The organism is Streptomyces sp. NBC_00286, assembly GCF_036173125.1.
Lineage (GTDB): Bacteria > Actinomycetota > Actinomycetes > Streptomycetales > Streptomycetaceae > Streptomyces.
Map to the genome: position 1 here is coordinate 388,128 of NZ_CP108054.1, position 13,336 is coordinate 401,463.

The 13,336-nt window shown below is 70.4% G+C and carries 14 protein-coding genes; 2 read left to right on the forward strand and 12 right to left on the reverse strand.

Features of this window, described 5'->3' with window-relative positions:
• Positions 1-171: 171 nt before the first annotated feature.
• On the forward strand, positions 172-1,338 hold the full coding sequence (locus OHT21_RS01935) for an alkaline phosphatase PhoX (protein WP_328766391.1): 1,167 nt from the start codon (positions 172-174) through the stop codon (positions 1,336-1,338).
• A 51-nt stretch (positions 1,339-1,389) separates the two neighbouring features.
• Here the strand turns inward: OHT21_RS01935 and OHT21_RS01940 are convergent, their stop codons facing one another.
• The gene (locus tag OHT21_RS01940) at positions 1,390-2,052 is read right to left on the reverse strand and encodes a dienelactone hydrolase family protein (protein ID WP_328766392.1); all 663 of its coding nucleotides are present in this window, start codon (positions 2,050-2,052) and stop codon (positions 1,390-1,392) included.
• 273 nt (positions 2,053-2,325) lie between these two features.
• On the opposite strand from OHT21_RS01940, the gene OHT21_RS01945 reads away from it, so the two are divergent.
• Positions 2,326-3,669 (forward strand): ABC transporter ATP-binding protein, encoded by a 1,344-nt coding sequence (locus OHT21_RS01945; protein WP_328766393.1) that lies wholly within the window; start codon positions 2,326-2,328, stop codon positions 3,667-3,669.
• A 30-nt stretch (positions 3,670-3,699) separates the two neighbouring features.
• Here the strand turns inward: OHT21_RS01945 and OHT21_RS01950 are convergent, their stop codons facing one another.
• From OHT21_RS01950 to OHT21_RS02000, 11 genes are all read right to left on the reverse strand, one after another.
• Entirely contained in the window at positions 3,700-4,740 is a 1,041-nt protein-coding gene (locus OHT21_RS01950; RefSeq protein WP_328766394.1) for an MBL fold metallo-hydrolase, read from the reverse strand.
• Positions 4,741-4,821: 81 nt separating this feature from the next.
• Entirely contained in the window at positions 4,822-6,357 is a 1,536-nt protein-coding gene (locus OHT21_RS01955) for a class I adenylate-forming enzyme family protein (RefSeq protein ID WP_328766395.1), read from the reverse strand.
• A 106-nt stretch (positions 6,358-6,463) separates the two neighbouring features.
• Positions 6,464-6,784, reverse strand: coding sequence for an EthD family reductase (locus tag OHT21_RS01960; protein WP_328766396.1), 321 nt, complete (start codon positions 6,782-6,784; stop codon positions 6,464-6,466).
• 64 nt (positions 6,785-6,848) lie between these two features.
• On the reverse strand, positions 6,849-7,241 hold the full coding sequence (locus tag OHT21_RS01965; protein ID WP_328766397.1) for a nuclear transport factor 2 family protein: 393 nt from the start codon (positions 7,239-7,241) through the stop codon (positions 6,849-6,851).
• Positions 7,238-7,609, reverse strand: a complete 372-nt coding sequence (locus tag OHT21_RS01970; protein WP_328766398.1) for a nuclear transport factor 2 family protein — start codon at positions 7,607-7,609, stop codon at positions 7,238-7,240. Before OHT21_RS01970 ends, OHT21_RS01965 begins: the two co-directional genes overlap by 4 nt.
• A 201-nt stretch (positions 7,610-7,810) precedes the next feature.
• On the reverse strand, positions 7,811-8,434 hold the full coding sequence (locus OHT21_RS01975) for a TetR/AcrR family transcriptional regulator (RefSeq protein WP_328766399.1): 624 nt from the start codon (positions 8,432-8,434) through the stop codon (positions 7,811-7,813).
• An 85-nt stretch (positions 8,435-8,519) separates the two neighbouring features.
• Positions 8,520-9,668 (reverse strand): acetyl-CoA C-acetyltransferase, encoded by a 1,149-nt coding sequence (locus OHT21_RS01980; protein ID WP_328766400.1) that lies wholly within the window; start codon positions 9,666-9,668, stop codon positions 8,520-8,522.
• A 30-nt stretch (positions 9,669-9,698) separates the two neighbouring features.
• Positions 9,699-10,508 carry an enoyl-CoA hydratase/isomerase family protein gene (locus tag OHT21_RS01985; RefSeq protein ID WP_328766401.1) on the reverse strand — a complete coding sequence of 270 codons (810 nt, stop codon included), beginning with the start codon at positions 10,506-10,508 and terminating at the stop codon, positions 9,699-9,701.
• The gene (locus OHT21_RS01990; RefSeq protein ID WP_189322681.1) at positions 10,505-11,278 is read right to left on the reverse strand and encodes an SDR family NAD(P)-dependent oxidoreductase; all 774 of its coding nucleotides are present in this window, start codon (positions 11,276-11,278) and stop codon (positions 10,505-10,507) included. The genes OHT21_RS01985 and OHT21_RS01990 overlap by 4 nt, the downstream gene beginning before the upstream one ends.
• A complete protein-coding gene (locus OHT21_RS01995) occupies positions 11,275-12,051 on the reverse strand; it encodes an SDR family oxidoreductase (protein WP_328766403.1) in 777 nt (258 codons plus the stop codon). The genes OHT21_RS01990 and OHT21_RS01995 overlap by 4 nt, the downstream gene beginning before the upstream one ends.
• A complete protein-coding gene (locus OHT21_RS02000) occupies positions 12,048-13,304 on the reverse strand; it encodes an acyl-CoA dehydrogenase family protein (protein WP_189322679.1) in 1,257 nt (418 codons plus the stop codon). Before OHT21_RS02000 ends, OHT21_RS01995 begins: the two co-directional genes overlap by 4 nt.
• Positions 13,305-13,336 lie beyond the last annotated feature (32 nt).

Below are 13,336 nucleotides of genomic sequence, written 5' to 3' on the forward strand. Positions count from 1 at the left end.
TTCATTTGGTGCCGGACTGATCGTTTCTGCGCGTCATCTGCCCACCAGTTGGCCAGGAAGAGTTGGTTCAAAGGCTCCTTACGGGCCTCTGCCAGGGGCCCTAAGGTCCCGGTGACCAGTCGGCGGCGCTCAACAAGTCATCGTTCGCTCTTCTTTGACGAAGGAGTAGCTGTGGAACGTCGCAACTTCCTGCGCGGTGCAGTGATCGGCACCTCGGCCGCCGTCTTCGGCGGCACGCTCATGCACGGCGTCGCGTATGCGGCCCCCGCCCAGAACGGCACCAGCCCGTACGGCGGTCTGCTGGCCGCGGACGCCAACGGGATCATGCTGCCCAGCGGCTTCACCAGCAGAGTCATCGCCCGTTCCAGCCAGACGGTCCCCGGCACTTCGTACACCTGGCACAGCGCGCCCGACGGCGGCGCCTGCTTCGCCGACGGCAGCGGCTGGATCTACGTCTCCAACTCGGAGGTCGGAACGGGTGGCGGCGCGAGTGCCGTCAAGTTCAGCTCCTCGGGCGCCATCGCCGGCGCTTACCGCATCCTGTCCAACACGCGGAACAACTGCGCGGGCGGCGCCACCCCGTGGAACACCTGGCTGTCCTGCGAGGAGGTCAGCCGCGGCTACGTCTACGAGACCGACCCGTGGGGCGCCAAGGCCGCCGTCCGCCGCGCCGCGATGGGCCGCTTCAAGCACGAGGCGGCCGCCACCGACCCGGTGCGCAAGGTGATCTACCTGACCGAGGACGAGTCGGACGGCTGCTTCTACCGGTTCATCCCCACCACCTGGGGCGACCTGGCCTCCGGCACCCTCCAGGTGCTGAGAGCCGGCACCGGCACCTCCGGCTCCTTCACCTGGGCGAACGTGCCCGACCCTGACGGCTCCCCCACCTACACCCGCGACCAGGTCTCCGGCGCCAAGATCTTCAATGGCGGCGAGGGCTGCCACTACGCCAGCGACACCGTCTGGTTCACCACCAAGGGCGACAACCGCGTCTGGCAGCTCAACCTGCTCAACAGCACCTACGAACTGGCCTACGACGACAGCCTGGTCACCAACGGAGCCGCACCGCTGACCGGCGTCGACAACGTCACCGGCAGCTCCTCGGGCGACCTGTTCGTCGCCGAGGACGGCGGCAACATGGAGATCTGCATCATCACCCCCGACGACATCGTGGCTCCCTTCCTGCGCATCACCGGCCAGTCCGGCTCGGAGATCTGTGGCCCCGCCTTCTCGCCCGACGGCAAGCGGCTGTACTTCTCCAGCCAGCGCGGTACGAGCGGCAGCTCCTCCGGCGGCATCACCTACGAGGTGACCGGCCCGTTCCGTACCACCGCCTGATCGCGAGCCGGTGCCGGTTGGGGCGGCGTACGGAAGGTACCGCCCCAGCCGTCACCGGCCTGTCCCCGCGCGAGGTCCGCTCTCCACATGGGATGCGAACCACTGCCGGGCCGCGGCAGCGATTTCCTCCAGCGCCCCTGGCTCATGGAACAGATGCGTTGCGCCGCGCACGACGTAGATCTGGGTCGGCGCGCCGAGCTTTCCGGCAGCCTCCTGGTTGAGGCGTGGGTCTGCCTCTTCGTTGCCGCCGACCACGAACAGCACCGGGGCGCGGACGCTCTGCAGCGCGTCGTACGTGAGGTCCGGACGTCCGCCTCGGACGACCACGGCAGCAACGCGTTGGGGGCGCTCCGCGGCCGCCAACAGAGCCGATGAATCGCCGCCGAACAGGCACACCGGGACACCGGCGGTCTCCGGCCGCTGGTCCAGCCAGTCGATGGCATCCACCAGCCGCTGGGCCAGGAACGGGATGTCGAAGAGATGCCGAGCCGAGCGCGCGTCCTGCCGCTTCTCCAGTTCGGTGAGGAGATCAAGGAGCAACGTGCCCATGCCTGCCCGGTGGAACGTATCGGCGAGCGCACGGTCGCGCGAACTGCCCCGGGAGCTGCTGCTGCCCTCGGTGATGACCACCACCGACCGCACCGGGCCGGGGACGACCAGATCGCCTGCGAGCGGGGCGCCGCTTGCGGGCACCAACACCAAGTCGGAGATCATCTTCGTCCTCCCACCGTGATACTCGCTGGGCTCTGGCCATCCCGAGTACCCAAGACAGAGAGATCCGGCACGCGATCTGTCCGCTTTCTTGGTTGCGGGACGGGACCATTCGAATTCCGGTACCGGCGGGGTCTTCCCTCGGACATGTGCGGTCCGTTAATTTCCGTGACTCAAGTCGCGTGTAATTTCCGTGACTGAAGAAGTCCCGTGCGACCGCCCGGGACCTCCGACAGCGGAGCACCAGCGCTCAGCAAGCCCTCGGGGGCACCTGCCATGACACGCGCCATCTCTCTGCACCACGTGAGCAAGGCCTATACGCGGGGCGTCCGCGTGGTGGACCGGCTCTCGCTCGACATCGCGCCCGGCGAGTTCCTCGTGCTGCTCGGGCCGTCCGGCTGCGGGAAGTCCACCGTGCTCCGGATGATCGCCGGACTCGAGGAGATCACCGAGGGCGAGCTGCTGCTCGACGGCGAGCCCGCCGACGATCTGCAGCCGTCGGAGCGGGCGATGGCGATGGTGTTCCAGAACTTCGCCCTCTACCCGAACATGACCACCCGCGGCAACATCGGCTTCCCGCTGCGCGTCGAGAACCCGGGCGAAGACCGGGGCCCCCGCGTGGACGCGACGGCCCGCATGCTCGGCATCGAGGACCTGCTCGACCGCTACCCCCGCCAGCTCTCCGGCGGCGAGCGCCAGCGCGTGGCCATGGGCCGGGCCATCGTGCGCCATCCCACCGCGTTCCTCATGGACGAACCGCTGTCCAACCTCGACGCCAAGCTCCGCAACCACCTGCGGGCCGAGATCTCCACGCTCACCCGGCAGCTCGGCGTGACGACGGTGTACGTCACCCATGACCAGGCCGAGGCCATGTCGCTCGGCGACCGGGTGGCCGTACTGCGCGGCGGTGTGCTCCAGCAGGTGGGCACCCCGCGCTCGGTGTACTCGCTGCCCCGGAACGTGTTCGTCGCGGCCTTCATCGGCACGCCCCGCATCAACCTGCTGCGCGGCCTGGTCCGCGCCCCGCTCGACGGCGCGATGTCCATCAGCCTGGGCCGCCAGTACCTGCGCCTGCCCGAACCCCTCTCCCTGGACCACCAGTTGCTGCGCGTGCAGCAGGGTCGGGAGGTCATCGTCGGGCTGCGCTCGGAGGCGGTGCGCATCGCCAAGCCCGGCTCCGCGCGTCCTGGAGAGGTGGCGATCAGCGGCCTGGTCGAGCATCTGGAGTTCCAGGGGCACGAGGTCCTCGTCCACTTCAACACGGGCTCCCAGCCCGCCTTCGTGCCGGACTTGGAAGCCCCGCATCCCGTACGCGCCGTCCGTCGACGCCGCCGTGACGGTACGGTCCTGGATCGCATCCGGGGTCGGGCGGGCGCCCTGCGTGCCGGCCCGGTCGTGGTCCTGGATGAGCCGGACGAGCCGAACGAGCGGCCGGATCAGCCGGCGGCTCAGGAGAACCGCCTGCCCGGTGACCTGGTGGTCCGCACCACCCCCGACATCGAGCTTCGCCTCGGCATGCAGGTCCCCCTGCTGGTCGACCTGGCCCATCTCTTCGTCTTCGACCAGCACGGCGAACGCATCAGCCCGGCCCCGGCACGGCTGCCGGACCTGGACGAGTGATCTTCCTGGGTGTCATCGCAGGAATAGGTGTCATCGCAGGCGCGTGTACTGGTTCACGCCGCCCACGAACGCCATCGTCGCCCGCCCTCGCAGCACCAGGACATCCAGGTGCGCCGCGGTCTCGTTGACCGCGAGCATCTGGTTGAAGGCGTTCAGTTCGCCGAACGGCACCGCCCGGCGCGTCCATCCGAGCTTGCGCGCCACCGCGTGGGCGTCGAGCGTGTCCTCGCCCAGCGCCGTCAGGCTCTTGGCCAGCCGGTCGTCGTGGTGGTCGAGCAGCTCGGCGACACGTGTGTGGGCGCTGTCGGCGACCGGCCCGTGCGCGGGCAGCAGGCGGGCGTCGGCGTACCGGGTCATCAGCCGCAGTGAGTCCAGGTAGTCGGCGAGCGGGCGGCCGCCCGGCTCGGCCAGCTCGAAACCGATGGACGGGGTGATGTGCGGCAGGACGTGGTCGCCGGAGAACAGCAGCTCCCGTTGCTCGTCCAGGAAGACGACATGTCCCTTGGTGTGTCCGGGAGTTGGTACGACATGCAGTTCGCGCTCGCCGAAGCGGAGCGTCTCGGCGGCGAGCCAGCGATCGGGCCCCTCCCACACGCTCGGGTCGTAGCCGCCGTGGTCCATCGCCTGGATACGGTCGGCGAGTTCGCCGGCTCCTGCGGTGCGCAGGGTCTCCAGTGAGCCGGCGGGTACGTCGCTGCGCAGTCGGTCGAGCATCTCCAGGCCCGGGCGTTCGCCCGCGCCGAGGTAGACGCGCGAGCCGAGCAGCCGGCGGAGTTCCACCGCGTTCGTGTAGTGGTCGCGGTGGATGTGGGTGACCAGGATGTGGCTGATGTCGCCGAGGTCGCGGCCGATGGCGGCCAGCGCCTCCTCGAGCGCCTTGCGTGCCTCAGGGATCGCCCAGCCGCCGTCGATCATGACGATGCCGCCGTCGTCGGCCAGGTCCTCCAGCAGGTAGACGTTGACGGCGTGCAGGCCGTCGTTGGGAAGCGGCAGAGGAACGCGGTGCACCCCGGGCTGTACGGTCTGCACTCCGGCTGCGGCCCACGGGCCCTGGTCGAACCGCGCTGTCATGATCCTCCTCATCGGTGTGCCGCCGCGTGGATCACGCCGGAGGGCGTGCGCGGCGGCACGGTTCGCGAATATGTTGCCTCGTCAGGCCGGGTCGTAGTGACGGGACCCGGACCGCCCGGACGTACGAGTATGGAGTCTGGCCGCCAGGTCCCGGGCCCCGCGCCGGTCGAGCTTGCCGACCTTTGTCTGGGGCAACTCCCCTATGCCGTACACGAATTCCGGCCACTTGGTCTTGGACAGGCCGACGTTCTCCAGGTGTCCGGTCACTTCGGCGAGGTCGATGCCTCCGCCGTCCTCGGTGACGACGAGCAGCGCCACACGTTCGCCGAGGACATCGTCGGGAACCGCCACGACACAGGCCCTGGCCACGCGCGGGTAACTGGCCACCGCGCGCTCGATCTCGGTGATGTCGATGTTGCGCCCACCGCGGATGATGATGTCCTTCTCGCGGCCCATGATGCTGATGCTGCCATCCTCATGGGTCATCAACAGGTCGCCGGTGGGCAGGAAGCCGTCCTCCGTCAGCGCCGGCGGCTCGACCTTGCCGTCGCGGGCGTAGCCCAGGAAAAGCGAAGGGCCGCGCACATGCGCCCGTCCGGTCACGCCTGGGCCCGCGGTCCGCCCGTCGGGGGTCAGCGCGCGGAGCTCCGTACCCGGGAAGGGGCGGCCGTCTCTGCCGAGCCGGATCTCCTCGGGTTCGTCGGGGCTCGGCGAGGTGTGGCCGAGGCATTCGGACATGCCGAAGACGCGGAGGATCTTCGTGCCCAGGGATTGCTCGGCCCGGGCCAGGGCGCCGCGGTCCATGGGTCCGCCGCCGACGGTGATCGACCGGACACCTCGGAGGATGCCGGAGCCGGCAGCCTCGGTGCCCATCTGCAGCGCCATGGTCGGCACGCACATGGTCCAGCGGACGTCGGCCTCGGCCATCCGCCGCAGGACGACGGCCCGGTCCCACTTCCCCGTCATGACGAGTGGCCCGCGCAGCAGGAGGGAGAGGTAGACGCCGAAGCAGTACGCCGCCGTCGACGACAGCGGCACGATCGCGGCGACGGCGTCCCCGGGCGACAGGCCGTTGACGGTCATGGTGCTCGTGGCGGCATAGCGCAGTGACCGCTCGGACTGGACGACGCCTTTGGGCCGCCCGGTCGACCCTGAGGTGAGGCCGATCAGGACGCCGCCCGACCAGCGCGACACGTCACGCTCACCGGGAGCAGACAGGCACTGCCAGCCGTCGAGCACCGTCCGCGCCGGGCCCGGCAGCCGTTCGGGCACCGCCCACTCCGCCATTGCCGACGGCTCGGCGACGACGACGTCCGGGCGGATGTCCTCCCAGGCCGCGGCGAACTCGGCCGGTGTGGTGTGCCGGTTGACCACCGCGACCACACCGCCGTCGCCGCCGCTCAGGCCCACGGCGAGGGTGGCGGCGACCGTACGCCATGAGTTGTCGGCCTGGAGCAGGACGGTCCCGCCCGTCGTGCCGGCGGTGGACAGCACTCCGGCCAGCCGCGTGGCCTCTTCGAGCAGCTGCCGGGCCGTATGGCTGCCCGCGTCGTCGATCACGGCCACGAAGTCGGCTTCGTCCGCCTTCTGTTGGAAGTCTCGCACTACCTGTCGCATCTCGTCCCTCGCTGCGCCGTGCCGAACTCCGTCTACTGAACGCTGCGGTGCCTGCCCGTCCTGATGAACCGGGGCGGGCCGGCCGGTCTCCGGACCGCCCGAAGCCTCAGGCCGCGAACATCTCCGCCTCGTGCCCCATCACCGCGATTCGGCGGCCCTTCATGTCGCCGACCTGTGCGACGGCATCGGCCCACTCGGGGCTCGCCAGGGCCTTCTTCAGGTCCTCCGGCGAGTCGAAGCTGAGCACGGAGATGCCGTCCCAGCCCTCGGAGCGCGGCTCGAGAGCGGCGTCGATCTCGGTGTGCCGCCATGCGCGCAGGCCGGGCAGGCGGTAGGTCAGCTCGGCGTGGTCGCCGCGCCACCACTCGATGAACCGTTCGTGCGTCCACTCCGGAGGCCGGGCTGCCAGCAGGACGAGGTTGTACATGACGGTCCTCCGTACATGGTCGGTCGTACGTCGTCGTCGGTCGTGGTCGTTCCGACGTACGCGGTCAGGTGAAGCGGATCTCGGACGAGCGGCCGATCAGCAGGCGTTGCAGCCGGCCTTCGCCGTTGACGCGCCCGGCGGCGACGAAGGTCGCCTCCGGGACGCCCGCCCGTCGTACCTCCCCCAGGAAGAGCTCGTCCTGGCCGAGCGTGGTCGCCGACAGCAGATGGTGGGTGCGTGTGCCCCGCTCGCGCTGCTCGAGGTAGCCCACCAGGGCGTCCCGGCCTCCGGCGAAGTCGGTGGCGTTGCCGTCGCCGGTGGAGAACAGGATGGACAGCGAGAAGTCGTCACTGATCAGTTCGAGGATCCGGGACGGCTCGTCCCCGTCGAGAATCTCGAACCAGGCTGTGAGAAAGGGGGCTGCGGCCCCTTGGGCTGGGGTCGAGGTGTCCGTCATGCCCGGCTCCTGTCGTCCGGTGCCCAGTCGACCAGTTCGAAGGTAGTGGTGAAGAAGGACTGGTAGCGCGCCAGAAGTCCGCCGGGCGACACGACCGCGGCGGAGAGGAAGGAGCCGGTGTACCGCCCGCCCTCCGTCACCACTCCGTAGACGGTTTCGACGTCGCCGTCCCGGCTGTAGCGCAGGATCTCGTGCGCACGGTCCATGGGATTACGGCCCGCGATGTACGCGGCGAAGTCCTCCCTGGACTTGCCGGTGACCTCCTTGCCCGGCAGGGCGATGAGGAAGCGGAAGTCGGGTTCGAGCAGGTCCAGCGTCCGCTCCGGATGCCGGCTGTCCATGCTGGCCATGTACGCACGCAACGCCATAGGAGCCCTCTCCAGATCAACCTGAGCCAAGTTCAATTCAGTTTGGATGGTAATCCCGGGGAAACAGGCCTGGCAATAGTGCGTCACGAAGCTTCCGCGGCGGTAGCGCGGCCGCCGGAAGCGGGGATGACAAAGCCCCCTGACGGTTGTCCACCAGGGGGCAGGAAGGCCGACCGGAGAAGCCGAGGGCCACTCAGGGCATCATGTGGCGACCATCCGCACGCAGGCACCCTCGATCAGTTCGCTGACCTCGGACAGCGGCGTGGGTCCCGACGGCCGGTACCACCGCCAGACGCTGACGATCAGGCCGAGCACGCTCGCGCCCAGCAACTGCGCGTCCCGCAGCGGGAACGCGCCCTGGGACATGCCACGCACCAGCAGGTTCGTCCAGTCCCGCTCGACGAGCTGGACCAGCTGGCGGGCCGCGACGCGCTCGGCCTCCTCCCGCTTGGACTTGCGCGGGCCGGAGAGCAGGTCCATGTGGTTCTGCAGGATACGCATCTGCAGGACCTCCTGGTCGGAGACGTCGTACGCCGCCCGTACGGCCGCCCGGAGCGCCTCGACCGGATCCGCGGCCTCCGCGGTCGCCTCCGTGAACTTGTCGTGGGAACGCTGCAGTTCCAGCCGCATGATGGTGAGCAGGCAATGGGTCTTCGACTCGAAGTAGTGGTACAGCGCGGTCTGTCCGATGCCGACCCGCTCCGCCACGGTGGACCACTTGGTGGCCTCGAAGCCTGTCTCACCGAAGCAGTCGACGGCGGCCGCCAGGATGGCGGCACGCTTGGACCTCGGTCCCGCTTCCGGTTCAACGATCCTTGTCGCCATGGCCTACTCGTCTCCTGGCTGCCGCCCGTCTCGTCGTACCCGAGAGTAGCCCCAAGCTGAACTCAGTTGCCAATCGGCTTTCAGGTCAAAGACGCTCGAGCACGGTCGCGTTGGCCATGCCGCCGCCCTCGCACATCGTCTGCAGACCGTAGCGTCCGCCCGTCCTGCGCAGTTGGTGGACGAGCGTGGTCATGAGCCGGGCGCCGGTGGCGCCGAGCGGGTGTCCCAGCGCGATCGCGCCGCCGAAGGCGTTGACCCGCTCCGGGGCGGCGCCGATCTCCTGCTGCCAGGCGAGGACGACGGAGGCGAAGGCCTCGTTGATCTCGACCAGGTCGATCTCGTCGATCGACAGCCCGGCCCTGTCCAGGACCTTCCCGGTGGCCGGGATGGGACCGGTCAGCATGTGGATCGGGTCGGAGCCGACCACCGCCATGGTGTGCACGCGCGCGAGCGGCGTCAGAGAGTGGCGGCGCACCGCATCCTCGGAGGCAATCAGCAGGGCGGCGGCGCCGTCGGAGATCTGGCTGGAGACGGCGGCGGTGAGCCGGCCGTCCTCGGTGAGGGTCTTCAGGCCGGCCATCTTCTCGAGGGTGGTGTCGGCGCGCGGGCCCTCGTCGGCGGTGAGTCCGAACGTCGGCGTGATCTCCTCGGCGAACGCTCCGTCGGCCTGTGCGGCGAGGGCCCGCTGGTGGCTGGTGAGCGCGAACCGCTCCATGTCCGTACGGGAGACGCCCCACTTCTCGGCGATCAGCTCGGCCCCGCGGAACTGCGAGACCTCCTGGTCACCGAAGCGCTCGCGCCAGCCGTCCCCCGCGAACGGGCTGCCCATGCCGGCCTGCTCGCCGACGAACATCGGGCTGGCGATGGGCACCAGGCTCATCACCTCCACACCGCCGGCGACCACCAGGTCGGCGGCGCCGGAGCCGACCGCCTGGGCGGCGAAGTGCACGGCCTGCTGGGAGGAACCGCACTGGCGGTCGATGGTGGTGCCGGGGACGTGCTGCGGCAGCCCCGCCGACAGCCAGGCCGTGCGGGCGATGTTCCCGGTCTGTGCGCCGAGCTGGCTGACGCACCCGAAGTACACGTCGTCGACGGCGCCCGGGTCGGCCCCGGTGCGCTCCAGCAGGGCGCGCAGCACATGGGCGCCGAGGTCGGCGGGGTGCACGCCGCTGAGCGTGCCCTTGCGGCGGCCGACAGGGGTGCGGACGGCTCCGACGATGAATGCTTCCGACACGGTGGGCTCCAGGGGGTTTCGGGTACGGGTTCAGCTGCTGGGCGGGACGCGCGTGAAGTCGGGCGCCCGCTTGCCCAGGAAGGCGGCCACGCCCTCACGGCCCGCGTCGGAGGCGGCCGCGGCGGCGAGCGCGCGGGCCTCGCGGTCCAGGTGGGGACCGAGGTCCGCGGTCAGCCCGGCGGCGACGAGGCGACGGGTGGCCCCGAAGGCGGCGGTGGGTCCACCGCGCAGGGCCTCTGCCGTGCGCTCGGCCTCGGCGGCCAGTCGGTCGTGGGCGACGACGCGGCTCACCAGTCCGATGTCCGCGGCTTCCGCCGCCGGTATCCGACGGTTCGTCAGCAGCAGGTCCAGGGCTCGCTTGTGGCCGACCAGGCGGGGCAGGAACCAGCTGACTCCGGCGTCCGGTGAGTAACCGATACCGGTGTACGCGGCGGTGAACGAGGCGTTGTCGGCGGCGAGGGTGACATCGGCGGCCGCGGCCAGACCGATGCCCGCGCCCGCGACGGCTCCCTGCACGGCGGCCACCACGGGCGCGTCGCCCGCGGCGAACGTACGCAGGGCGTCGTGCAGCGCGTCGGTCACCGCGGTGAGGTGCTTCTCCAGCGCCTCGCCGGACAGGCGCGAGAACTCCCTGAGGTCACCGCCGACGCAGAAGGACTCCCCCTCGCCGGTCAGCAGCACGGCCCGTACGGCTTCACGCGCGCAGATCCGCGCCGTGTCCAGCAGTCCGCGCGCCATGTCCAGGTCGATGGCGTTGCCCGCCTCGCCCCGGCGCAGGGTGACGCGGGCAAGGCCGTCGTCGTCGATCTCGATGCCGACACTCATCGCTCCGGCCGTCATCGCGCCGTCCATCCGCCGTCGACGGTCAGCACCTGTCCGGTGCAGTACGAGGAGGCGTCCGAGGCGAGGAACAGCAGCGCACCGTCGAGTTCGTGGCCGTCGCCGCCGCGCCCCAGCAGGGTGTTGCGCTCGACCCAGCGGCTGGAGCGCTCGTCGCCGAAGAGGTCGGCGGTCATCTCGGTGCGGAACCAGCCCGGGGCGAGCGCGTTGACACGTATGCCGCTGCGACCCCACTGTCCGGCCAACTCCCGGGTCAGGCCGATCAGTCCGGCCTTGGACGCCGAGTAACTCGCGCCGCCGAGGGGGGCGGCGGTCACCAGACCGAGGATGGAGGAGACGTTGATGATGCTCCTGCCGCCCGTGTCACCGGGTGCCTCGGCGGTGAGGCGGGCCAGGTGGTAGGGCGCGGTGAGGTTGACGCCGAGGACGTCGGCGAAGGCATCCGGCGATTCGTCCTCGGCGCGGGTCTCGCCGGAGGTGGCCGCGTTGTTGACCAGGATGTCGAGACGGCCGGTGGCGGCCAGCGCGGTCTCGGCCAGCCGCGTACGGTCGGCGGCGAGCGAGACGTCGCAGGCGACGGGGTGGATACGCGCGTCGGAGTCGGCGAGTTCCTTCAGCCGGTCGATGCGGCGGGCCGCGGCGAACACGGTGGCGCCGGCCTGCGCGAGAACGGCGGCGAAGCGTGCGCCGAGCCCGGCGGAGGCGCCGGTGACGAGGGCTGTCCGGCCCTGGAGCGAGAACAGCTCGGCGGTCGACTGCGGCGCGCTCACTCGTCCACTCCGATCGGCAGGGCGGTCGCTCCGCCGTCGAGCACCAGCGTCTGGCCGGTCATCCAGGAGGAGGCGTCACAGGCCAGGAACAGCGCCGCGTTCGCCACGTCCTCCACCGTGCCGAGGCGCCGCAGCGGCAGCTTGGCGGTGAGGATCGGCTCGCGCACCTCCCACACCGCCCTTGCCAGCTCGGTCTTGATCAGACCGGGAGCGATGGCGTTGACCCGCGCTCGCGGCCCGAGTTCGTAGGCGAGCTGCCGGGTCATGTGCAGCATGGCGGCCTTGGTGGCGTTGTAGTAGCCGATGTGCGGGTCGACGATCAGCCCGCCCACGGAGGCGATGTTGACCACCGCTCCCCCGTGCTCGGCCATCCAGGACCGCCACGCGCAACGGGTCCAGGCGATCATGCCGTACTGGTTGACGCGTACGGTCTTCTCCGCGCGCGGCAGGTCCAGGTCGAGCAGGTCGCCGTGGTACGGGTTGGTCGCCGCGTTGTTGACGAGGACGTCGACCCGGCCGAAGCGGGACATGGTCTCGTCGACGCAGGCTTCCGCCTGCTCGGGTTCGCCGGCGTTGGCCACCACCGTGTGCACGTCGCCGTCGCCCTTGACGCGGAGCAACTCCTCGCGTGCCTCGGCGAGTCCGGCCGCCTTGCGGGCCGCGATCACCACATGCGCGCCGGCCGCCCGGTAGGCGGTCGCGATGCCGAGGCCGATGCCGCGGGATCCACCGGTGATGACGGCGACCTTGCCGTCGAGGGTGTTGGCACTCACGCTGCTCCTGCCTTCGTGTCGGTCGTCCGGTGCTCGCTCTTCGGGCCGGTCTTGCGGTACTTGGCGAGTTCCTGGCGGGCCACCGTCCGCAGATGCACCTCGTCGGGGCCGTCGGCGATGCGCAGCGCACGCGTGATCGCGTACAGCCGCGCCAGTACGGTGTCGTCGCTGACCCCCGCCGCGCCGTGCGCCTGCACCGCGCGGTCGACCACCTTGTGGGCGACCTCCAGCGCCGCGACCTTGATCGCGGCGACCTCCATGCGTGCGGCGGCGTTTCCGACCGTGTCCATCAGCCAGGCGGACTTGAGGACGAGGAGGCGCAGTTGCTCGATCTCGATGCGGCTGCGGGCGATCCACTCGCGCACCACGCCCTGATCGGCGAGCGGCCCGCCGAAGGCGGTGCGTTCGGTGACGCGCTCGCACATCAGCTGCAGGGCGCGCTCGGCGAAGCCCACGGCGCGCATCGCGTAGTGCATCCGCCCCGGACCGAGCCGTCCCTGGGCGAGCGCGAAGCCCTCCCCCTCGCCCCTGAGGATGTTCTCCACCGGCACGCGGACGTCCTCGAAGAGCACGTCACCGTGTCCGAGCCGGTCGGTGTAGCCGAACATCGGCAGGTCGCGCAGGACCGTGACGCCCGGGGTGTCCCGGGGGATGAGCAGCATGCTCTGCTGCCGGTAGGTGGGCGCGTCCGGGTCGGTCTTGCCCATCAGGATGATCAGCTTGCAGTCGGGGTCGAGGATCCCGGAGGTGTACCACTTGCGGCCGTTGACGACGTAGCTGTCGCCGTCGCGGGTGATACGGGTCCGGATGTTGCGGGCGTCGGAACTGGCGACCTCCGGCTCGGTCATGGCGAAGCAGGAGCGGATCTCCGCGTCCAGCAGGGGCCGCAGCCAGCGTTCCTGCTGCTCGGGCGTGCCGAACAGCGCGAGCAGTTCCATGTTGCCGGTGTCGGGCGCCGAGCAGTTGAACACCTCGGGGCCGATGATTGAGCGGCCCGCCAGCTCGGCGAGCGGCGCGTATTCGAGGTTGGTGAGCCCCGCGCCCCAGTCGCCGTGCGCCATGAAGAGGTTCCACAGACCCTCGGCGCGCGCCTTCTCCTTCAGCTCGGTCATCACGGGCGGCAGCGCGTGCGGGTCGTCCCCTTCGGCGAGCTGCCGGTCGTAGACCGCTTCCGCGGGGAAGACATGCTGCTCCATGAACGACCGCATACGGTCCTGGAGTTCACTCGCCCGTGGCGAGAATCCGAAATCCACGATTGCTCCTGTCCGGGGTGCCGGGGTGCGGG